19 protein-coding genes and 1 tRNA gene are annotated in these 21400 nt (G+C 43.3%); 15 read left to right on the top strand and 5 right to left on the bottom strand.

Annotated elements, in window-relative coordinates:
* Positions 1–25 precede the first annotated feature (25 nt).
* From HMPREF9420_RS11290 to HMPREF9420_RS11280, 3 genes are read right to left on the bottom strand one after another with little or no spacing between them, the layout of a single operon-like run.
* Positions 26–1309 carry an MFS transporter gene (locus HMPREF9420_RS11290; RefSeq protein ID WP_007135839.1) on the bottom strand — a complete coding sequence of 428 codons (1284 nt, stop codon included), beginning with the start codon at positions 1307–1309 and terminating at the stop codon, positions 26–28.
* On the bottom strand, positions 1306–2634 hold the full coding sequence (locus HMPREF9420_RS11285) for a SpoIID/LytB domain-containing protein (RefSeq protein ID WP_044078943.1): 1329 nt from the start codon (positions 2632–2634) through the stop codon (positions 1306–1308). Before HMPREF9420_RS11285 ends, HMPREF9420_RS11290 begins: the two co-directional genes overlap by 4 nt.
* A 23-nt stretch (positions 2635–2657) precedes the next feature.
* Entirely contained in the window at positions 2658–3626 is a 969-nt protein-coding gene (locus tag HMPREF9420_RS11280) for a DUF4922 domain-containing protein (RefSeq protein WP_169309705.1), read from the bottom strand.
* 467 nt (positions 3627–4093) lie between these two features.
* Between HMPREF9420_RS11280 and rlmN the strand changes: the two genes are divergently transcribed.
* The 9 genes from rlmN (at position 4094) to HMPREF9420_RS11235 (ending at position 11082) form a co-directional block, all read left to right on the top strand.
* Complete coding sequence (gene rlmN / locus HMPREF9420_RS11275; RefSeq protein WP_007135834.1) at positions 4094–5140, top strand: dual-specificity RNA methyltransferase RlmN; 1047 nt, start codon at positions 4094–4096, stop codon at positions 5138–5140.
* Positions 5130–5747 carry a DUF4837 family protein gene (locus HMPREF9420_RS11270; RefSeq protein ID WP_007135833.1) on the top strand — a complete coding sequence of 206 codons (618 nt, stop codon included), beginning with the start codon at positions 5130–5132 and terminating at the stop codon, positions 5745–5747. The genes rlmN and HMPREF9420_RS11270 overlap by 11 nt, the downstream gene beginning before the upstream one ends.
* Positions 5737–6822: a PdxA family dehydrogenase gene (locus tag HMPREF9420_RS11265; protein ID WP_007135832.1), complete on the top strand. Its 1086-nt coding sequence runs from the start codon at positions 5737–5739 to the stop codon at positions 6820–6822. The genes HMPREF9420_RS11270 and HMPREF9420_RS11265 overlap by 11 nt, the downstream gene beginning before the upstream one ends.
* Entirely contained in the window at positions 6815–7810 is a 996-nt protein-coding gene (locus HMPREF9420_RS11260) for a lysylphosphatidylglycerol synthase transmembrane domain-containing protein (protein WP_007135831.1), read from the top strand. The genes HMPREF9420_RS11265 and HMPREF9420_RS11260 overlap by 8 nt, the downstream gene beginning before the upstream one ends.
* 100 nt (positions 7811–7910) lie before the next feature.
* Entirely contained in the window at positions 7911–9170 is a 1260-nt protein-coding gene (locus tag HMPREF9420_RS11255; RefSeq protein ID WP_007135830.1) for a sigma-54-dependent transcriptional regulator, read from the top strand.
* Between the two features lie 29 nt (positions 9171–9199).
* Positions 9200–9712: an LPS assembly lipoprotein LptE gene (gene lptE, locus HMPREF9420_RS11250; RefSeq protein ID WP_044079253.1), complete on the top strand. Its 513-nt coding sequence runs from the start codon at positions 9200–9202 to the stop codon at positions 9710–9712.
* A 6-nt stretch (positions 9713–9718) separates the two neighbouring features.
* Complete coding sequence (locus tag HMPREF9420_RS11245; RefSeq protein WP_007135828.1) at positions 9719–10558, top strand: hypothetical protein; 840 nt, start codon at positions 9719–9721, stop codon at positions 10556–10558.
* A gap of 4 nt (positions 10559–10562) precedes the next feature.
* Entirely contained in the window at positions 10563–10913 is a 351-nt protein-coding gene (gene secG, locus HMPREF9420_RS11240) for a preprotein translocase subunit SecG (RefSeq protein ID WP_007135827.1), read from the top strand.
* Positions 10914–11006: 93 nt separating this feature from the next.
* A tRNA-His gene (locus HMPREF9420_RS11235) sits at positions 11007–11082 on the top strand.
* 157 nt (positions 11083–11239) lie between these two features.
* On the opposite strand, the gene HMPREF9420_RS11230 is transcribed toward HMPREF9420_RS11235, so the two are convergent.
* Positions 11240–12514 (bottom strand): NAD(P)/FAD-dependent oxidoreductase, encoded by a 1275-nt coding sequence (locus HMPREF9420_RS11230; RefSeq protein WP_007135826.1) that lies wholly within the window; start codon positions 12512–12514, stop codon positions 11240–11242.
* A gap of 632 nt (positions 12515–13146) precedes the next feature.
* Between HMPREF9420_RS11230 and dnaG the strand changes: the two genes are divergently transcribed.
* From dnaG to cls, 4 genes are read left to right on the top strand one after another with little or no spacing between them, the layout of a single operon-like run.
* Positions 13147–15090: a DNA primase gene (gene dnaG, locus HMPREF9420_RS11225; RefSeq protein ID WP_007135825.1), complete on the top strand. Its 1944-nt coding sequence runs from the start codon at positions 13147–13149 to the stop codon at positions 15088–15090.
* A 21-nt stretch (positions 15091–15111) separates the two neighbouring features.
* Positions 15112–15447 (top strand): 6-carboxytetrahydropterin synthase QueD, encoded by a 336-nt coding sequence (gene queD, locus HMPREF9420_RS11220; RefSeq protein ID WP_007135824.1) that lies wholly within the window; start codon positions 15112–15114, stop codon positions 15445–15447.
* Entirely contained in the window at positions 15431–16003 is a 573-nt protein-coding gene (locus HMPREF9420_RS11215) for a 7-carboxy-7-deazaguanine synthase QueE (RefSeq protein ID WP_044078942.1), read from the top strand. Before queD ends, HMPREF9420_RS11215 begins: the two co-directional genes overlap by 17 nt.
* Positions 16004–17428 (top strand): cardiolipin synthase, encoded by a 1425-nt coding sequence (gene cls, locus HMPREF9420_RS11210; RefSeq protein ID WP_007135822.1) that lies wholly within the window; start codon positions 16004–16006, stop codon positions 17426–17428. It begins immediately after the preceding gene.
* 247 nt (positions 17429–17675) lie between these two features.
* Here the strand turns inward: cls and HMPREF9420_RS11205 are convergent, their stop codons facing one another.
* Positions 17676–18530 (bottom strand): OmpA/MotB family protein, encoded by an 855-nt coding sequence (locus HMPREF9420_RS11205; protein ID WP_007135821.1) that lies wholly within the window; start codon positions 18528–18530, stop codon positions 17676–17678.
* 308 nt (positions 18531–18838) lie between these two features.
* Between HMPREF9420_RS11205 and HMPREF9420_RS11200 the strand changes: the two genes are divergently transcribed.
* Entirely contained in the window at positions 18839–19381 is a 543-nt protein-coding gene (locus tag HMPREF9420_RS11200) for a carboxypeptidase-like regulatory domain-containing protein (protein ID WP_007135819.1), read from the top strand.
* Positions 19356–21179, top strand: coding sequence for a MutS-related protein (locus HMPREF9420_RS11195; protein ID WP_007135818.1), 1824 nt, complete (start codon positions 19356–19358; stop codon positions 21177–21179). The genes HMPREF9420_RS11200 and HMPREF9420_RS11195 overlap by 26 nt, the downstream gene beginning before the upstream one ends.
* The last annotated feature ends 221 nt before the right edge of the window (positions 21180–21400 follow it).

The raw sequence follows: 21400 nt of genomic DNA, 5'->3' as shown, positions 1-21400 counted from the left end.
GTTTGCAAGCCCTTTTCGTGTGATATCATTCTTCTTCTCTTTCTTTCTTACCGAAATTAGCGTCTATTTTCAGGAAAGATGCGACGCAAAACGGCAGCAAACAGCTTATCATCACAATGATAAAGAACAGCCGATAGCCTGCCGCCTGGGCCAAAGCACCGGCAAACAAGCCCGGCAACATCATCGAAAGAGCCATCAATCCCGTACAAAGTGCATAATGAGATGTCTTGTGTTCACCTTGTGAAAAGTATATCATGAAGAGCATATATGCACTGAATCCAAAGCCATATCCTAAGTTTTCAATGGCTACACACACGTTAATCAACATCAAGTTTTCAGGCATAACATAAGCCAAATACACATAAGTGAGGTTGGGAATTGTTATGGCAAGCGTCATTGGCCATAGCCACTTCTTCAATCCATCACGGCTAATGAGCATGCCACCAATAACCCCTCCCACTAAGAAACCAATCACTCCGACGGTTCCATTGACTAAACCAAACTCTTGAGGAGATAGTCCTAAGCCGCCCTTACTCGGCAAAGCTTGCAAGAAAAGCTGTGAAACGGGGGTCAGTAATGCCTCTGGAAGTCTGAAAAGAAGCAAGAAAAGTACGGCGATAATGATTTGTTTCTTCGCAAAGAATGAAACAAAAGTCATCACAAACTCCCTCAGAATGTCTTGTGCATTGCGCCTTATTGCCCGATCAGTATCCTCTTTTGGACGCGGAAGAACATAGCTATGATAAAGGTAAAAGGCAATGAACAATCCCGTCATTCCATAGAAAATAAGACTCCACGAGTATCGAATCTGATAGCGAAACATCACTTGAAACACTCCCGCAAGCATGATTAAGACTCCTTTTCCGAGTACCATTGAGAGCCGATAAAACAGACTTCGTATGCCAACAAAGAACGCTTGGTCGTGTTGTTCAAGTCCCATCATATACAAACCATCAGCAGCCACGTCATGAGTAGCACTTGAAAACGCAATCATCCAAAAGAAACAAATCGTTCCTTGCAGCCACCATGAGGCATGAATCGTAAAGGCTACACCTGCAAAAGCAGCGCCAAGAAACAACTCCATGGCTGTAATCCACCAACGTTTCGTTTGATAGAGTTCGAGAAAAGGACTCCAAAAAGGCTTTATTACCCATGGCAAATAGAGCCAAGAGGTATAGAATGTCACCTCAGCATCAGTCAAACCGAGCTGCATATAGATTTCAATGGCCAGCACGGTAACGGCAATATACGGCAGTCCTTCAGCGAAATAGAGCGATGGAATCCATGTCCATGGGCTTGAATTTCTCATGATTGGCGATAGATTTGTTTGATGATTGCGCCAGGATAATAATGCAACAATATCTCTTTATAACTGTAACCACGTTCTCCCATGACTGCCGCGCCTATCTGACAAAGCCCTACTCCATGGCCCCATCCAGCCCCAATGAGGGCAAAACGCTTAGGAATGCCCTGCTCGTTGCGGTCAAAAGCATCGACGACAAAAGCCGAACTATAAAGGTGACTCTTGCTAAGTGCGCGGCGAATCTCAAGTTCTTTGCCGATAACAAGCGTCAGTTTCTCTCCCACAATCCTTAGCTTTGAGAGCCTTCCACTTGTGCCTCTTTCCACTGGAATGAGGTCAACAACGGCACCAAAGTCTATGCCTAACTTCTCCGTTAGCAGCTGTTGAACCTGCTGTTGCGTATATTCCACGCGCCAACGATAGAAGTCTGACGTCTCCTGATCATAGTTATTGAGCACTTGGGAAAGCACTTTCGCATCACGAGTATTACAGAAACTCTCGGGCGAAGAGCGTATCCAACGGTCTGCATTGGCTTCAACCGTCAAATCAAGTGCCTCTTGTTGCGGCGCATCCCGCAAGGCAACAAGATAAGGTTTGCGTAGATTCTCCCAACAATATTGGAACTCTTCGGTCTCTCCTCCACAGCATTTAGAGAATCGTGCATCACAAATCTCATCCTCATCTGTCAGCACCTGGCCCGCAGTTTGCCTGATTGCTTCGGCCACCTGCGCACTCGTTTCTTTCGTAATGCCTTGATATCGCTGACAATGATCATCTGCACAAACGTCAAAAAGCGTATGATCTTCGCGGTCATACCAACGAATCAGCTCGCCATTTCCTTGGATTTCCGAAGCTGCAACGTGTGCCGTTGTCTCGCCTTTCCTGCGGTTTTGCATCTGCACCAATAGCCAACTGCGAGATATTACGGCATGGGCCTTGAGCAATTCAAGGCTCGATGTGGCACTCATCTCACTCGAAATAACACTCTCTAAATAGCGTTCCACAGGCAATTCATTAACTGCACACACGCTATTTCCATTGACAATGAACTTCAATTTGCCAAGAAACGTTTGGGTTTCCTTACGTTCCCAATGGAAGTTTACGCCTATAGTGACATCATAAAGTGAAAAAGATGCCTCATCACTTTGAGGCAGAAATTCCAACTGCCTGTATGTCTTTCCGTTCCATAACACGCCATTTTCCGAGAAACTTACCGTCTGTTTACCTGCTGACGGCATGCCTTCCGCAACGTAAGTTGCATTGAGACAGAACTTAATTTCACGGCCACTAACAATGCCAACAGATACATTTGGCTGTGTTGTTATTTTCATCTTATTATATTTAAAGTCTGGTTTCAAATATCGTTTCTTATTTTTTCGCTCACTTCATCCATGGTCTTTTCACTGACACCACACGTCTTCAAAAGGGCAACAGCCTGCTTTTCAGAGAGTTTATTGAAGTCTTTCTCACGCGGAACAATCACTAATCCCGCCATATCTAAAGCCCCGGGACTCACCAATAGCTGTGCCTCGCCTTCGTCATAATAGCAAGCTGGCCGATGCTTTCCACGCGGAATGATGACCGAAACATAGGCTTCGCCATCGCGCCATGCCACAATGTTCAACCTGGGTTCAGCCTCATCATGGTGTAAAGGCAGCTGTTTGTAAACACGGCGAAAGAGCACTTGACTGCTCCTTCCACTCACACTGCGCACCACAAACATGGGAACGATTTCATCGGTCAGCACACTTAACGTGCTCTTATCCTCCAAAACCACCAAAGGTTTGAGTTTCGATTGCAACCGATGCCACTCATGTTGCAGCGGCAACTGCCCACTTTCACCCGCTTGCAGATGCAGATGATCGGGCACACTCGCCCCACTTTTCGGTCCGTTATAAAAGACTACAAGGTCTTTATACAGGCGAAGTAACTCTGGAATCACCTCATAATGCGCCAAAACAGCCTGCGGTTCATGATGCGAAGCCACAATCGTGAAGTGCTTAGGCAATATCGGAAACGGATTAACGAGCATGCAAAAATCGTCGTTTATGCGTCGTTTCATCTGCTGTTTCGGGCGATTTTCCTCACAAAGTGGGCACAGCCGACGGGCCAAACTGACGCTATCAAGCTTTGCAGCTGTACTGATGATTCTCGCCGGATTATGCTGAAGTGTGAGCCATCCAAGCCGCTTTGTCCTCACATGTTTCAGACTTTCATAGCGCATTCGCACCTCATCCCACTGCGATAGCTGCCAAAAGAAGAAATCGTCTAAACGTTCTTCCTCGCTACTATCCCCTGAATGTTTTGGCGTTTTGGGCGTCATTTCCATCTGCTTTGTGTGACGTGATTTTTCTTCATGATTGCTTTGAGCCTCCAAGGCAAACACAATTACAACCAGCTTTCAAACAAACGGCGATGCAAAAGGTTGGCATTGGGCCTATAGATGATGCAAAGATAAGAAATAAAATTGAATCAACATCGCTCCAATTACAATTTTTCCATGCGAAGATGAATGTGCGTAAAGCTACTCTACAGAGTTTGTTTGTTTTCATCCACCGCCTTATCGGTCTTGCAATCTCAGGCAGATTACAGCGTCATTCGTGCCATTTCACCGCATAAAATGACGGAGATTGGGACATGAAATGACATGAATTAAATCATGATTTTCATGACATTGGCTGAACAGAGAAGTCAAGCCATGATATATGGGCAGGCTTATGAGAGGACACGCGCGTTCAAAAAAAGGAGGCAAATCACGAAACATTCAACATTATTTATTACCTTTGCACTATGAATTCTCCTAAGAAAGCACTTTTAGGCATGACCTTATACGAACTCAAAGAGGCGTGTCGAGCATTAGGTATGCCTGCCTTTACGGGCGGACAGATAGCAAAATGGATGTATACGCACCACGTTAAACAGATTGACGAGATGACAAATATATCCAAAAACAATCGTGCCAAGTTAGCAGAAGCTTACACTATAGGATGCAATGAGGCCATAGATGCACAACATTCTAAGGATGGAACCATCAAATATCTATTCCCAACACATGATGGAAAGTTTGTAGAGACGGTGTATATCCCCGAAAACGACCGTGCAACCCTATGCGTTTCGTGTCAGGTTGGATGCAAAATGAACTGCCTTTTCTGTCAAACGGGAAAGCAAGGCTTTGAAGGAAGTCTGACAACTACAGACATATTGAATCAGGTTTACTCCCTCCCCGAGGTGGATAAGCTAACAAACATTGTGTTCATGGGACAGGGAGAGCCCATGGATAACCTTGACAACATACTGCGAACGACAGAGATTCTCACCGCCGATTATGGCTGGGCATGGAGTCCGAAGCGTATCACCGTGAGCAGTGTTGGCGTGAAAAACAAGCTGAAACGCTTTCTTGAAGAGAGCAATTGCCATGTAGCCATCAGCTTACACTCGCCAATCGCCGAGCAAAGAGCAGCCTTAATGCCAGCCCAAAAGGGTATGAGCATCTCGGAAATTGTTTCACTTTTGCGCAACTATGACTTCTCTCATCAACGTCGTTTGTCGTTTGAATACATTGTGTTTGGAGGCATAAATGACTCTACAACGCATGCCCGCGAGATTGTAAAGCTATTGAATGGGCTTGATTGTCGCGTCAATTTGATTCGCTTTCACCAAATCCCCGGTGTGCCATTGCATGGTGCTGACGAGAAGAGAATGGAGGAATTGCGAGATTATCTCACGTCACATGACGTGTTCACTACTATCAGAGCAAGCCGTGGACAGGATATCTTTGCAGCGTGTGGACTATTGTCTACATCGAAGAAAATCGGTGAAATACGCCATGAACAATAAGGTTTGGCCGCTCGTTTTGGCTGTGTTGCTCATGTTGTCGGGCTGTAGTCATCGGCATAAGAGCATGATGCAACGACTCAATCAGCCGTATGAAGACAACCCAACGATGCAAGAACGCGTGCGCAAACTCATGGGAATCACGATGGAACTCCCGGCAGATATGCAAGCAAGCAAACAGGGAAAAGACTTTCTTTGGATATCAAACAACGCTGCAACGGGCATGAAAAATGTCGTCATTTACAAAGTAAAGACCTCAGAAACTCTGCCACTAAGTGTGGAGCGCTTTTGCAGTTTGCGTGACAGCGTGATGCAAATCAACCTCAAAGGAGCGTCAGATTCCATGTTTGTTACTACGCTGAAAGCTTCTGTCGAAGGTCGTTTCAACGCCAAAGAAAAGCTTTGTCGTTATGCAGGCCTATGGGAAATGCATGGTGATGCCATGGGAGGACAGTTTGTAAGTAATGTCTATCAGCAACCCAAAGGACAAGGACTTATCATTGCAGAAGGCTTCCTTTATGCGCCCGAAACAAACAATAAGCAAACGCTGCTCAGTCAACTTAAAACCATACTGGGCTCAATAAATATAAAAAACAATAATGGAAAATAAGAAAATTCGTGTGGCTTTGACCCATGGCGATACTAATGGTATCGGATATGAACTAATCTTTAAGGCCTTCGCTGAACCCGAAATGTTCGAGTTTTGCACGCCCGTTATCTATGGATCTCCTAAGATAGCAGCGTATCATTGCAAGGCTTTGGATATCCAAGGGAACTTTAGTATCATCAACACTATAGGCGAAGCGGCAGACAACCGATTGAATTTGTTGACCTGCTTTGATGAAGAAGTGAAGGTGGATTTAGGCACTCCGACTGCTGAAAGCGGTGCCGCTGCACTGAAAGCATTGGATAAAGCCATGACAGATTACCGCGATGATGCGTATGATGTGCTGGTAAACTGCCCCGTAGACAATAGTAACATTCACATCGAAGGCTATACCTTTGGAGGTATCAGCAAATATATTGAAACCTGTTTGGGTGAGGGAAACAAAGCCGCAACACTCTATTTGAGCGACAATATGCGTATGATGGTTGTTGCAGAAGAGGCCTCTTTGAAGGATGTTTCAAGTCTGTTGACAAAGGAATTAATTGAAGAAAAGGCCACAATCTTATTCAATACGATTCGTCGCGACTTTAACATTTCAAACCCACGTGTGGCAATCTTGGCACTCAACCCTACGGAACAGGGAAATGAAGAAAAAGAGATTATTGCACCAGCCATCAGTAATTTGGCAGAGAAGGGCGTTCAAGCCTTCGGTCCTTACACCGCAGAGACCTTCTTTGAAAACAGATATTATGATGAGTTTGATGGTATTTTAGCGATGCATTACGACCAAGGCGTTCCATTGTTAAAGACACTTGCCACAGAGAGTGTAGTCAAATTTAACGCTAATCTGCCAATCATCTCTACTGAACCCGATTGTCATGTGCGCTTCAATACTACGGGGAAGTGTCTCGTTGATGCCAATTCATTGCGTCATGCCATTTATACGGCGATAGATATCTATCGTAATCGCATGAACTTTGATGAGCCTTTACAAAATCCTTTGCCTAAACTCTATCACGAAAAGCATGATGATGGAGAGAAGGTTCGGTTCACTATACCTAAGAAGAAGCATGAATAAGAAATATCAGAACGGCTTTTTCATCTTCGGAATTGTTGTTCTTGTCATCATGATTACTCAGCTAAACTTCCGCCAAGTGTGGGAAGGGCTGAGCCATGCAGGCTACTGGTTCATTGCAGTTGTAATGCTTTGGGGTTTCCTTTACCTATTTAATACATCGGCATGGTATATCATTATCAACTCACAACAACGCGAAGCAGGACAGAAAAAGATTTCGTTTGCATGGCTATATAAGGTTACTGTGTCGGGGTTTGCACTCAATTATGCGACTCCCGGCGGTCTAATGGGCGGCGAACCCTACCGTATTATGGCGCTATCTCCCTACATAGGACCAGAAAGAGCGTCTTCATCGGTCATCCTTTATGCCATGACTCACATCTTCAGTCACTTCTGGTTTTGGCTGCTTTCCATATTTATCTTCCTCTTAACTCAGCCACTTAATGTGCTGATGGCAGGTCTTTTAGCACTCACAGGAGCGTTTTGTTTGCTGGGCATTTGGTTCTTTATATCGGGCTATCGCAAAGGATTGGCCAACCGAGTGATGAAGTTTCTCGGCCACATTCCATTGTTAAAGCGATGGGCTTTGCCTTTCGTTGAGAGCCATCGCGAGCAACTTGACACGATAGATCAACAGATAGCATCCCTTCATAAGCAGAATCCTAAGACGTTTATCTCGGCAGTTCTCTTGGAGTTGTCATGTCGTTTCACCTCGGCATTAGAGATATATTTCATCCTGTTGGTACTCATGCCACAGGCTAATTTCCTGCAATGTGTGCTTATTTTAGCCTTTACCAGTCTCTTCGCAAACCTGCTTTTCTTTATTCCTTTGCAGCTTGGTGGACGAGAAGGAGGCTTCCTAATGTCGACAACGGCATTGGGAATATCGACCAGTGCAGGTATCTTTGTGGCATTGATTGTAAGACTTCGTGAGCTGATTTGGACGGGATTAGGCCTCCTTCTCATTAAGTTTGATAAACAAAAAAAGTGATTTGGGCTCATCATCTGAAAGTCTTTGCAGCCCTAAAAACATATAAAAAGTCTGCCATTATAGCAGGATTATGGAATAAAATATGTAAATTTGTCACCTAATGAATACATCAGAACTGCAAAGAATAAAGCAACGCTATAACATAGTAGGCAATAGTGACGGCCTGAATCGAGCCTTAGATATTGCCCTTCAGGTAGCTCCGACGGACCTATCTGTATTGATTATTGGTGAAAGTGGAGCCGGAAAGGAAATCATTCCGCGTGTAATTCACGACAATTCTCCACGTCGTCGTGAGAAATACTTTGCCATAAACTGTGGCTCTATCCCTGAAGGCACGATAGATAGTGAACTATTTGGTCATGAGAAAGGCTCGTTTACAGGAGCTATTGGGGAAAGCGAAGGCTACTTTGGAACGGCAAACAAGGGGACAATCTTCTTGGATGAAGTCGCTGAACTGCCTCTCGCCACGCAGGCAAGACTGCTTCGTGTGCTCGAAACGGGTGAGTATATACGCGTTGGAGGCCAAAAGATTATGAAGACAGATGTGCGTATTGTAGCCGCAACGAATGTCAATATGCACAATGCAGTCAGTGAAGGTAAGTTCAGAGAAGACTTGTTTTATCGTCTAAATACTATCCCAATACAGATTCCTCCCCTACGAGATAGGGGCGAAGATATTATCCTTTTGTTCCGACTTTTTGCCATGCAGATGGCTGAAAAGTATCAGATTCCAAAGATAACACTAACAGACGAGGCCAAGAAATTACTCATGCAATACAAGTGGCCGGGTAATATTAGGCAGTTAAAGAACATTACTGAGCAGATGTCTATCCTCAGTAAACAACGCGAAATCGATGCAGACACGCTATTACACTTTATCCCTCACGATGAAGAAAGCACGCAATTAGCTACGATTTCAAAGCCTGGTGAGCACTCTTATGAAACAGAACGCGAGATACTATATAAGATATTGTATGAACTTCGCGGTAATGTCAACGACTTAAAACGCGACATAAATTTGCTGAAAAAGCAGATTAATGACAACAATATGATTGCCAACGTGCCAAGTTTCCAAGGGAATGCCATCGTCCCTGCACAGAGTTCATCACTCATTCGCAATGAAAGCGCTCACCCTTATGGCATTATCAGCACCCCGACACAAGAGGTTCAGCCCGACACTTACGATGCCGTCGCCGAAGAAATCAATAAGCCTGAGAGCCTAAATCTTAATGATTTAGGACGCCAAATGGTAGTAAAAGCTTTGGAACGCAATGGAGGAAACCGCAAAAAGGCAGCGCAAGAGTTAGGTATTTCAGACCGAACGCTCTACCGACGCATCAAACAATACGGACTCGATTAAGGCTTATGGCCTTACTAAAGCTCACGAAAATGAAGAAACTAAAATACATCTTAGCGCTTTGTTTGCTTGTTTTTATGGCCTCATGTGCCTTTAAAGGCTACAAGTTTAACGGCGCAAGTATTGATTATAGCAAAACAAAGACGATACAAATTGCCGAGTTTCCCGTTCGCTCCAGCTATGTTTGGGGACCTATGGGGCCGTTATTCAACAACCGGTTAAAAGACCAATTTGCCGATCATACGAAGCTAATCCAAGTGAAAAGGAACGGAGATTTGAAGCTGGAAGGGGAGATAACACAATACACTCAGCGTAATAAGTCGGTGACAAGTGACGGAAGATCTGCACAAACAGAACTTGCAATGACCGTTAATGTGAGGTTTACGAACTCGAAGAATCACGCAGAAGACTTTGAAAAACAATTCACATCAACTGCCAGTTACGAGACAACAAAGAGCTTAAATGCCGTTCAAGAAGAACTCGTTACACAGATGACAAAAGACTTAGTGGACCAGATTTTCAATGCAACAGTAGCAAATTGGTAAGTAAATATGGATATTAAGCGCCTTATTCTACATCCCGAAACTATGGACCGAGAGACCCTTTACGATCTCCGCAGCTTCATTGCGCTCCATCCTTACTGCCAAACAGCAAGACTGTTAATGCTGCAAAACCTCTATATTCTACATGATTCGTCGTTTGATGAAGAGTTGCGTAAGGCCGCAATCTGCATCACAGACCGTCGCATTCTCTTTGACATGATTGAGGCAGCTCACTATAAAGTGCACGCAGGAAAATCCACTTTGACGCAGAAAAAGCTTCATGAAACGACGGCAGAGAATGGAGACCGCACTACAAAACTTATCGATACGTTCCTCGATTCTATCCCCGAAGACACCGAAGATAAGACAAATGACAAGACCAAGCGCCCCACTCCAGCCGATGCTACCGTGGACTATGTGGCCTACTTGCTTAATCTTGAAGAGGAAGAAGAGCAGGAACAACATCGTCATAAGGCACAAGACCGCACGTCAACACTTATTGATAATTTCATCGAGGATGGCGGATTCAACCTCAGTACCGAAGAGAACACTGAGGATGAACTGTCAAAATACTACACACCCAATTATCGTTTAGAAGACCTGCCGCATGGAGATGCTACGCAAAATGAAGCTCCTCAACAGCCTATTGATAATGAAGAAGTAGACGATGTAGATGAAAATTATTTCACAGAAACCCTTGCTCGCATCTACATTAAACAGAGAAGATATGAGAAGGCTTTGGAAATTATTAAGCGTTTAAATTTGAATAATCCAAAAAAAAATGCTTACTTTGCAGACCAAATGCGTTTCTTAGAGAAATTGATCATAAATAATAAAAACAAAAAATAAAGCAATGATTTACACATTATTAGTCGTATTGATCGTACTTGCAGCCATTCTTATGGTCTTTGTTGTATTGATTCAAGAGTCAAAAGGTGGCGGTTTGGCATCAAACTTCTCATCTTCCAATGCCATCATGGGCGTGAGGAAGACTACCAATATGATTGAAAAACTAACCTGGGGACTCGCCATTTCAATGGTTGTTCTTAGCGTTCTTTGTGCTCGTGTGGCACCAAGTGCACCAACAGATCAAAGTGTTATGGAGAAGAATGCTACTGAAACACAGACTACTAACCCCATAAACACACAGGGTTTTGGGGCAAGTCAGCAAGTGCCTCAAGCTCCTCAATCACCTGCTAAATAAAAAATTAGTAAAAAATATAAGGAAAAGTTTGGTGTTTCCAAACTTTTCTTATACCTTTGCACCCGCTAAACAACAATAGCAAACGCATTAAATGGTGGATGTAGTTCAGTTGGTTAGAGCGTCAGATTGTGGTTCTGAATGTCGTGGGTTCGAGTCCCACCCTCCACCCTTAAACGGGAATTCTCTCACGAGAGTTCCCGTTTTTCGTGTTATAACGAATGAGGTCTGGAGCTGCATCCCTATGAATCAAATCCAAACAACACTGTTCAAGCGTGACACATCAGGGTGAAACTCCAGACCTCTAAGGCCAAAACAAGCCCGAAGGCTTATCGCTTTGCTTTCAAAATCAAGCGAAGACTCTGCTTATAATTCATGTAACTCCACATCCAATTCAGGAAAACAATCGTCTTATTCTTTACTCCCAAGATTGAACGTAAATGCACTATAAGCCATAAAAGCCATGCAAAGAAGCCGCCAAACTTAAGCTTTCCTATTTCAACTACAGCCTTCTTGCGGCCGATTGTAGCCATAGTACCAAGATTATGATAGCTAAAAGGCTGCTCAGTGTCGCCTTTTTCTTGCCTGATTAGATTCTTTGCAAGTGTCTTAGCCTGCTGAATGGCAACCTGAGCCAACTGAGGATGGCCATAAGGATAAGCCTCATCACCCTCTACAATGCATTGATCGCCGATGGCATATACATCTTTCAAGCCCTTAACTCGATTGAAACGATCCACTAAAATGCGGCCAGCGTGACCGATACTTTCAGTCGGAATACCATCGATATTGTTGGCTTTGATGCCACTAACCCATATTACTGTCTCTGCAGAAATACGCTGACCATCTTTCAATACTAATTCTTTGTCAACATAATCTGTAACCATGCAGTTGGTCATCACCTCCACACCAAGTTCTTTCAACGCCTTTTCGGCCTCACGAGATGAACGTTCTGACATTGCACCTAATAGGCGCGGAGTGGCATTAATGAGGTAGATGTGCATGCAAGATGTATCTAAATCGGGATAATCGCGAGGCAGAATAGTTTGTTTCATCTCTGCCAACACCCCAGCAATCTCTACACCTGAGGGACCACCGCCTACGATAGCAATGTTCATTAAGGCTTGTTTTCGCGCCTCGTTATCCTCAGTTTCCGCGCGCTCCAGATTCTGAAGAATCGTATTTCTCAGTCGCATTGACTCACTAACCGACTTCATCGGCAGTGCAGAAGCCTCGATATTCTTGTTTCCAAAGAAGTTGGTTGTCGCGCCAGCTGCCAGCACCAAGTCGTCATAATGAATCGTTCCAATGGATGTTTTGATAGCTTTCTCTTCAGTATCTATATGCTGAACTTCGGCCATTCTGAAGAAGAAGTTCTTCCAACCCTGGAATAATCGACGAAAGGGAAAAGAGATATTACTCGGTTCAAGACCTGCAGAAGCAACCTGATAAATTAGTGGTGGAAACTGATTATAATTGTTCTTATCCACCAAAACCACTTGAAAATCGGTGTCACGAAGGCTTGAAACGAGTTTCAAACCACCCAAACCACCTCCTACAACAACCACTCTTCGTTGTTCATTTCGCTTAATATTAGCTCTCATAAAATTATTATCCCAATTCAATTAATAACAAATTATACCCATCAAAAATAGTGCCGAACTCATAAAAACAAAGCGTTTCCGATATATTTTTTTTCATATCGTCCCATCTATGCCAAACTTTCAGTAGTCAATGACACATTAGTGCCCCCTTTGACAAGATGAAAGTAGCGGAACAGCAATGGCAGACGACAGAGCAAAATGACTGAAAACAGGTTATGAAATGCGTTATTTCACTGCATCATTTGCGTCATTTCATCGAGTAATTAGCGTCTAATTACGGCGTTGTCGATACGTAGTTATTTTATCATTTATCAGCGTTAAAATGACAAGAGACGCAAGAAAGTCTATTCACGATATAAAAACAACAGGCAAGAGAAAATCATATCAGCCCGCAAAGTCATCTGATTTATCCTGCTTTCCCAATAAATAAAGCCCATACTATAACTCATTTCATCATGCCGCTTGATGCGAGTTGCGCCTTTAGTGCCACTAAAACACGGCATAAAAAGAAATCAATCAAGATAAATGTAGCGCCAAAACATCCTCCCTACACTATGCGAAGAAATAAAAATCTCTTTTGAATAGCGTCATGTTTTGCAGTTTCATCGTTTTTTATTAACTTTGCCTTATCGATGATTGACTCACAAACTGTAGAACGAATTAAGGACGCATCAAACATTGTTGATGTCGTTTCAGAGTTTGTTACGCTGCGAAAGAGTGGCAGTAACTATAAGGGATTGTGTCCTTTTCACAATGAAAAGACCCCATCATTTTATGTGTCTCCAGCGCGCGGAACATGTCATTGTTTCGGCTGTGGAAAGGGAGGTAACGCCGTAAGCTTCATCATGGAGCACGAACAAATGACCTATCCTGAGGCATTAAGATGGTTGGCTCACAAGTACAACATAGAGATAAAGGAACGCGAACTCACTGATGATGAGAAACGAGAGCAAAGTGAACGCGAGAGCATGTTTATCATAAATGAGTGGGTTTCCAATTATTTTGAGGACATACTCCATAATAATGTTGACGGCGTTGCTATTGGAATGCAGTATTTTCGCACTCGAGGTTTCCGCGATGATGTTATCCGTAAGTTTAATTTGGGCTATGATTTAGCAGACCGTTTGGCACTTGCGCGGGCGGCAAAGCAAAAGGGTTATCAAGACGAATACCTGCTGAAGACAGGCGTTTGCTATCGAAACGACCGCGGAGAACTCATTGATCGCTACTCAGGTCGCGTCATATTCCCGTGGATTGGCATAAGCGGTAAGGTGGTAGGCTTTGGTGGTCGCGTGCTCGATTCACGCACTAAAGGAGTCAATCAGAAGTATGTGAACTCGCCAGATAGTGATATTTACCACAAAGATCATGAGCTTTATGGCATCTATCAGGCTAAAAAGGCGATAGCAAAAGAGGACCGTGTCTACATGGTTGAAGGCTATACAGACGTTATTTCGATGCATCAGTGTGGTATAGAAAACGTCGTTGCAAACTCTGGAACGGCACTAAGCATCCACCAAATTCACATGCTTCATCGCTTCACGGCTAACATAACGCTGCTCTATGACGGCGATTCGGCAGGCATACATGCGGCACTTCGTGGTACGGATATGCTGCTTCAAGAGGGTATGAACCTAAAAGTCTTGTTGTTACCAGATAGTGAAGACCCAGATAGTTTCGCTCGAAAACATTCGTCAGATGAGTTCAAAGACTATATAGAATCACACGCAACAGACTTCATTCGCTTTAAGACGGCGTTGTTACTTGACAATGAAAACGACCCCTTGAAACGTTCGGAAGCCATCAACTCCATTGTAACGAGCATCTCGATGGTGCAGAATCCTATCCTGCGTGATACCTATTTGCAGGATTGTTCGCATCGTATTGGCATCAATGAAGCCACACTTATCACGCAGATGAACAACATGATACGCGACAGAAAGGCTACGGGCTCAATGTCACCAACCGGAGTTCAGTCGGCACCAACAGGCCAACAGCCTTATGAAAAGAATCAAGCCGCCGCATTGGCACAAAGCCAAATGCACACCGAATCAAAGGTTGAGCAACTCATGTTGCAACTGATTATAAAATATGGTGACCGACTTGTCTTCAAAAACATTAAGGATGCTGATGGCAATCTGATTGAATTTTCGATTGGAGAATACATTCATTACAATCTATCTGCAGATGGATTATCGTTTGAAAACGAGCTTTACAACCGCATTTTACAGGAAGTTGTGGAGAAAGTTAGCGATCGTTCATTCAAGACCGAGCCTTATTTTGTGCATCATCACGATATAAACATCAGCCAATTGGCTATCAACATGACGGAAGAACGATTCAAATTGTCTGAAAGTCAACAAGAGAAGAACGATGATGATAGCTTGAAAAATCGAGCCATTCACTTGATGTTAGACTTTAGAATGGAATACATTGAGAAACATTTACGTGAATTAAAGCAGAAAATAGCAAAGGCTTCGTCAGATGAACTCCTTTCACTTATGGCAGAATATAAGGAGATGACCGAGATGAGGAATATCCTTGCAAAGCAATTAGGCAATAACATCATTGTGTAAACAGAATTAAACAGGAGGGATATGTATTACATAAAAAAGAGTTTTGAAATATCAGCTTCACACCATTTAAAGCTCTCTTATCAGAGCAAATGCTGCAATGTGCATGGCCACAACTGGCATATCACGATATATTGTAAGTCGCGTGAGCTCAACAAAGACGGCATGGTGGCCGACTTTTCAGAAGTAAAACGCCTCATACATGACCGACTTGATCACGCCGATCTCAACAAAGTATTGCCTTTTAACCCTACAGCTGAGAACATAGCACACTGGATTACCGAGCAAATTCCTACGTGTTATAAGGCTGAAGTGCAAGAAAGTGAGGGGAATGTAGCTATATATGAGGAAGACTTATAACGTTAATGAGATCTTCTTTTCACTGCAAGGTGAGGGCCGAAATACAGGTCGTTGTGCAGTGTTTATACGTTTCAGCGGTTGCAATTTGAAGTGTAGTTTCTGTGACACGGACTTCAAATCATATCGTGAAATGACTATCGATGACATTATTTCTGCCATTAGTAAGTGGAAGAAAGCAGGCTTTGTGGTTCTCACTGGAGGTGAACCTACCCTGCAAGTTGACGACAAATTGATTGATGCTTTGCATGCTTCGGGCTTCTATGTTGCTATGGAATCCAACGGAACAAGAGTTCCCCCACAAAATCTTGACTGGCTAACGGTGTCGCCAAAAGGCTCGGTTGTTGTGACAAAGTGTAACGAATTAAAGTGCATTTTCGACGGAGAAAGTATGGTAGATGATGCCGGAATACAAGCCGATTACTATTATCTTCAGCCCTGTGATGTAGGAGATAAGGCCAAGAATCAAGTTATCTTGCAAGCTTGTATCAGTTATATTCTATCACATCCAAAGTGGCGTCTGAGTCTGCAAACACACAAAATGATTGGTATTCAATAAATGTTCTATGTGTATTGGGTAATCATTCCCATCTACATTCTATCCATTTTGTTAGCCAGTTTGGCTGTACTCATGGACAATAGACAGCCTGCAAAGACTGTCGCTTGGCTCATGTTACTCTCCTTTATCCCGTTGATTGGCATTGTAATCTATATCTTTTTTGGACAGAATTATCGTAGGCAACACTTCATAAGTCAGCACAGTTTAGACGAACTAACGAAGCGAAGTATGCTTGAATTTGCCGAGCAACGCAACCTACAACTGCCCGAAAATGCGCGCCAATTGATTCATCTCTTTGCCAATCAAAGCATGGCTTTGCCATTCAAAGATAACAATGTAGAGATATATACCAATGGAAGCGACTACTTCCTTGCCTTACTTCGTGCCATAGGAAGGGCTCAAGATCACATCCATATCGATACTTACATCTTTGATGATGACCCACTTGGCATGCTCATTGCAGACGCTTTGATTGATAAAGTAAGGCAAGGTGTCGAGGTAAGGATTATCTATGATGACGTTGGTTGCTGGAATGTTAGCGACCGATTCTTCGTGAAAATGAGACATGAAGGGATAGAGATTAAACCCTTCATTCCTGTTCGTTTCCCCGCATTAACAAGCAAAGTTAATTATCGAAACCATCGAAAGATTTGCGTGATTGACGGAGAAGTCGGCTTCATTGGAGGCATGAATATCGCTATGCGCTATGTAAAAGGGAGAAAAGGACGGCCTTGGCGCGACACACATATGGCCATAACAGGAGGTATAGTCTATTCCCTTCAACGTGCTTTCCTAATAGATTGGTACTTTGTTTCACGCACATTATTGTCTGATCACCGTTATTATCCTGAGACTTCTCACGTGGAAACATCCGGTTGTTTGGCTCAAATTGTGACGAGTAGTCCCATACAACCATGGCCTGATATCATGCAAGGTTATGTCCGAATCTTAGTCGAAGCAAAGCGTTATGTCTATATGGAGACGCCCTATTTCCTACCTACCGAGCCGATACTTTTCGCCATTCGCACGGCCGCTTTGTCGGGAGTTGACGTACGATTAATGATTCCTATGTATGGTGATGCGAAGCTTGTTGAGTGGGCATGCAAGTCATATCTTGGCGAGATTGTAGAGGCAGGAGCCAAGGTTTTGCTTTATAAGGCGGGCTTTAATCACTCAAAACTCTTGGTCAGTGATGATTATTTCTGTACGTGTGGAAGCACAAACATTGACTTCAGAAGCTTCGAAAATAACTTTGAATGCAATATATTCTTCTATGATAAAGACTTAGCTTTGCGCATCAAAGAAATCTATTTGAATGACGAAAAGGATTGTGTCGACATCGAAGAAATACGCGATTACACGCACAGATCATTCGCTACACGACTTTGGGAGAGTATTGTCAGACTGCTTAGTCCGCTATTATAAGCAACAAACACTATCCTCTACGCTCCTGAAAAGAAAGTAAACAGCCCGTATCTCCTATTCTTCTTAAAACTAAAAGCATAGTAATCAGGCTGCAATTCGCTACAAATCATGCGGTAAAGTCCGTCAAATCACACGACAATTTGATAGAGATTACCCCACCCTTTTCCTTTAACGCCAAGACAAACGAAAAGGGTAAGGTCAACGAATCAACCCTACCCTCTTTATGATTTAAGCCACAAGGTGGTGACTATTTCTTCTCTTCGGGAGCTTTGTCAATAAGATCCATAAACTGATCTAACTTCGGTGTAATAATAATCTGCGTACGGCGGTTGCGCTGTTTGCCCAATTCCGTGTCGTTAGTAGCCACAGGATTATACTCGCCTCGGCCTCCTGCAGTGAGTCGTTTTGGTGAAACACCGAAATGATCTTGCAGATATTGTACCACCGATGAAGCGCGAAGTGCAGAAAGATCCCAGTTGTTTCGGATATTCTTCATTGCAGCCGACTTTGTGTTTACAGGCACATTATCGGTGTTTCCCTCAATAAGTACGTCATAATCTTTATAATCCATGATAATCTTTGCAATCTTTCCAAGCGTCTCTTCAGCCCGATCATTGATTTCATAACTACCACTTCTGTAAAGCATATTATCCGCAAGAGAGATATAAACGACGCCTTTCAGCACGCGAACATCTACTTCTTTCATCTCCTCACGACTCAAAGAACGTGTCAGATTGTTAGTCAACACTAAGTTGAGTGAGTCGCTCTTGCTCTTCACTTCAACCAAATGGCGGATATATTGATTACTTTCGTTAATCTGATCTACCAGCTTTGAGATATTGATATTATTGGCATTGGCGTTCAAAAGGCTTTTATCGAGCGAACCTTGTAACGCTGCAAAGTCCTTCTTTTGCTGTGCCAACTGCTCCTCAAGACTGGCAACTCGCGCCTTACTTGCAGCCAGTTCTTCTTTCGTATTCTGATAGTTTGCGGTCAGTTCTCTATTTTCTGACTGACAATTCTCTAAGTCTTTCTTGCTTGCGCAACTGCTAACGAGCAACATTCCAGCTGCCATCGTGAGCAACAATACATGTTTTTTCATATTACTCTCTTTATAATTTATAGTTCATTCATTAGGTATTGCAAATATACGCCTTACAAATTGAAACAAGAAAAAAGTTTACTTTGTTTTGTGTTATTTAACGAACGTCAACCTCCTAAGCTGCTTTTACTCGCTCTTTACATTGATTTTCTGAGGCCGTTTGATTCAGAGGGTTTCTTTAACATACAAGAAATATTCAAAAAAAGATAAGAAAACATAAACGCAAAGAAGCTTTATTGCACTTTACTTTTTTATGTTTAACTTTGCGACAAAAGTCATATCAGACCATTCTTAAACAGGAACGAAAAATGAAAAAGAAGCTAATCTTTTCAACGTTATTGCTTTTCGGAACAATGCCCCACGCCTGGGCACAACACGAAGGCATTGTTCTTGACATGGAAACTCGCCAACCTTTGGCTGGTGTTAAAGTCTACACAAACACCAACAAGATGTATATGACTGACCGACAAGGCCACTTTTCAATCACAGATCGAACCACACGGAGTGTCACTTTCTCGCATAGTAGTTATGTAAAGCGCACACTTAACCTCACAAACTATAAGGATACGGTGTTGCTTTTGCCTAAAGACATCACGATAAACACGGTTGTTATCACCGCAAAAGCACCCACAATAATGAAGAGTGCGCCTATAAACGCCTCAACAGTAATTAGTAAGGACCCACTCTTGAAACCTTCTTCACCTACTGGCTACAACTTTCTTTGGTTCTTAGAAAGGGGTAGTAAGGTGCCGGGAAAGGTCATGCGAAAGGCTCACGAGGCTGTAAAGAACTATACACCCGACCCAAATCCAAAACAAAAAGATAATGAACAATCAAACGTACTACCTTGAACAAAAGGCAAAAGCAACTGCCATTGCAACACGACTGAAACGATTCAGCCGACTCTTTATCATTGCAGAGATTGCACTTTTCGCACTCATCATAGGCTCATTGGCCATAGCTTTCATGACCACATGGACGCTATTGGGAAGCATTTTGGCTGTTATCAGCTTCATTGCCTACGTGTTTACACGCTCCTTTGACAACAAAAACACACACAATATAAAGCAAACCGAGCAACTCATTGCCGTATATACCCACGAACTTGAAGCCATTAGCGGAGACTATTCGGCTTTCGACAGCGGACAAGACTTTATAGATTATCAACATCCCTTTACCTATGATCTCGATGTTTTTGGGCAAAACTCACTCTTTGCACGCCTTAACCGCACAGTGACCACAGGGGGACGAGTGCAACTATCACGTAATCTTTCATTCAAAGATGTGCGGTTTCAGCATGAAGAAATACGCTATATGAGTCATGAAGTCAATTTCATGGACCGCTTTCAAGCCTTGGGAGAAGGAACAAAAGTTGACACTTTACAATTGCTTTCGATTCGAGATAGCCTCACAACAGCATCAATTCCTCGATGGTTTTCTACCCGATGGTCGCTCATTGTGGCTTCACTGACCCTCTGTCTGCTGCCATTACTCATCATTCTTTCCGTCTTCAAACTCGTTGACGGCAATGTACCGGTGTTCTATGCTACGTTGCAATTCTTCATCGTTTACCTGCTTTGTAATAGCCCCGCACGGCAGATTGCCAAACAAACGGCCGTAATTCACGATGCAGCCGAAAACTTTTTGTTGCTCATAAAACAAGCGATTACCCTGCAACAGCTGCCTTCTTCCCTGCAAAAAGAAGTCGAAACACTTCGCAATGCACAACAACAGGCCACATTATTAAATAGTATTATCAACCGACTTGACCGCAGAGGAAACATCCTTGGGCTGATGCTTATCGACACTTTTGGACTGAACGACTACTTCCTTATCCGCGAATACCTGCGTTGGGAGGCTGACTTCAAGAATCAAATCGAAGCAGAAGTTGTCGCATTAAGCCACATTGATGCCCTCGTTTCGTGGGGACGCTTCGCCTATAATCACCCAGAAGCTACCACAGCCGAAGTCACTTCAGACACCAATGTCAGTGTAGAGGCTGAGGAAATCTACCATCCTTTCTTGGGAACGAAAGCCATAAAGAACAACTTTTCGATAGTAAACGGAAGCTATACTATCGTGACTGGAGCCAACATGGCGGGTAAAAGCACCTTCCTAAGGACCATTGGTATCAACTATATCTTAGCCAGAAATGGCGGTCCTGTGTTTGCAAAACGCATGCGAACTTCAACATTTAACCTCTTCAGTAGCATGCGAACAACGGATGATTTGGATAGAGGAATCTCTTATTTCAATGCCGAACTCCGCCGACTTCAACAGCTAATACGCTTTTGTAAGCACCCTTTCTACACCGAAGGAAAGCCAACAGAGAGTGCGTCGACACTCATTATTCTCGATGAAATACTAAAAGGCACGAACTCACTCGACAAACTTAATGGTTCAAGATTATTCTTAGAGAACATCTGTTGCCTACCCGTTACTGGCCTCATCGCCACACACGACCTCAAACTTTCAAAGCTTCAAGACACCAATCCACAGCGATTCAGCAACTATTGCTTTGAGATTGAACTCGGAACGGATGTCACCTATTCTTATAAAATCACGCCGGGCGTGGCACGAAATCAAAATGCAACCTATCTGCTGAAAGGCGTATTAAAAGAGATTAATGCTGAAAGCGACAAACAATAACGTGCATTGCAGAGCATTAAATGGGCTAAAACCTTTTCAACATCTACGGCGTTGACCACTCCACTACACGCATAACCTATGGTAGGTTGACACCAACCTTGGGCTATAAGCCTTACAATGCCTACAACGTTGAACTGCAATTGCTTTGCAATCTCCGGCATTTTACACGATAAACAGCGTCATTTTACGCCACAATTTGCGTCATTTTATCGCATGATTTG

Source organism: Segatella salivae DSM 15606 (assembly GCF_000185845.1).
Taxonomy (GTDB): domain Bacteria; phylum Bacteroidota; class Bacteroidia; order Bacteroidales; family Bacteroidaceae; genus Prevotella; species Prevotella salivae.
The sequence above is the reverse complement of the archived record's forward strand: the minus strand, read 5'-3'. Positions and strand labels throughout refer to the sequence as shown.

What these genes read in the sequence shown, in the direction of transcription:
- HMPREF9420_RS11290 (WP_007135839.1), bottom strand. Translation starts at nt 1,309, where the DNA reads ATGAGAAATTCAAGCCCATGGACATGGATTCCATCGCTCTATTTCGCT.
- HMPREF9420_RS11285 (WP_044078943.1), bottom strand. Translation starts at nt 2,634, where the DNA reads ATGAAAATAACAACACAGCCAAATGTATCTGTTGGCATTGTTAGTGGC.
- HMPREF9420_RS11280 (WP_169309705.1), bottom strand. Translation starts at nt 3,626, where the DNA reads ATGACGCCCAAAACGCCAAAACATTCAGGGGATAGTAGCGAGGAAGAA.
- rlmN (WP_007135834.1), top strand. Translation starts at nt 4,094, where the DNA reads ATGAATTCTCCTAAGAAAGCACTTTTAGGCATGACCTTATACGAACTC.
- HMPREF9420_RS11270 (WP_007135833.1), top strand. Translation starts at nt 5,130, where the DNA reads ATGAACAATAAGGTTTGGCCGCTCGTTTTGGCTGTGTTGCTCATGTTG.
- HMPREF9420_RS11265 (WP_007135832.1), top strand. Translation starts at nt 5,737, where the DNA reads ATGGAAAATAAGAAAATTCGTGTGGCTTTGACCCATGGCGATACTAAT.
- HMPREF9420_RS11260 (WP_007135831.1), top strand. Translation starts at nt 6,815, where the DNA reads ATGAATAAGAAATATCAGAACGGCTTTTTCATCTTCGGAATTGTTGTT.
- HMPREF9420_RS11255 (WP_007135830.1), top strand. Translation starts at nt 7,911, where the DNA reads ATGAATACATCAGAACTGCAAAGAATAAAGCAACGCTATAACATAGTA.
- lptE (WP_044079253.1), top strand. Translation starts at nt 9,200, where the DNA reads ATGAAGAAACTAAAATACATCTTAGCGCTTTGTTTGCTTGTTTTTATG.
- HMPREF9420_RS11245 (WP_007135828.1), top strand. Translation starts at nt 9,719, where the DNA reads ATGGATATTAAGCGCCTTATTCTACATCCCGAAACTATGGACCGAGAG.
- secG (WP_007135827.1), top strand. Translation starts at nt 10,563, where the DNA reads ATGATTTACACATTATTAGTCGTATTGATCGTACTTGCAGCCATTCTT.
- HMPREF9420_RS11230 (WP_007135826.1), bottom strand. Translation starts at nt 12,514, where the DNA reads ATGAGAGCTAATATTAAGCGAAATGAACAACGAAGAGTGGTTGTTGTA.
- dnaG (WP_007135825.1), top strand. Translation starts at nt 13,147, where the DNA reads ATGATTGACTCACAAACTGTAGAACGAATTAAGGACGCATCAAACATT.
- queD (WP_007135824.1), top strand. Translation starts at nt 15,112, where the DNA reads ATGTATTACATAAAAAAGAGTTTTGAAATATCAGCTTCACACCATTTA.
- HMPREF9420_RS11215 (WP_044078942.1), top strand. Translation starts at nt 15,431, where the DNA reads ATGAGGAAGACTTATAACGTTAATGAGATCTTCTTTTCACTGCAAGGT.
- cls (WP_007135822.1), top strand. Translation starts at nt 16,004, where the DNA reads ATGTTCTATGTGTATTGGGTAATCATTCCCATCTACATTCTATCCATT.
- HMPREF9420_RS11205 (WP_007135821.1), bottom strand. Translation starts at nt 18,530, where the DNA reads ATGAAAAAACATGTATTGTTGCTCACGATGGCAGCTGGAATGTTGCTC.
- HMPREF9420_RS11200 (WP_007135819.1), top strand. Translation starts at nt 18,839, where the DNA reads ATGAAAAAGAAGCTAATCTTTTCAACGTTATTGCTTTTCGGAACAATG.
- HMPREF9420_RS11195 (WP_007135818.1), top strand. Translation starts at nt 19,356, where the DNA reads ATGAACAATCAAACGTACTACCTTGAACAAAAGGCAAAAGCAACTGCC.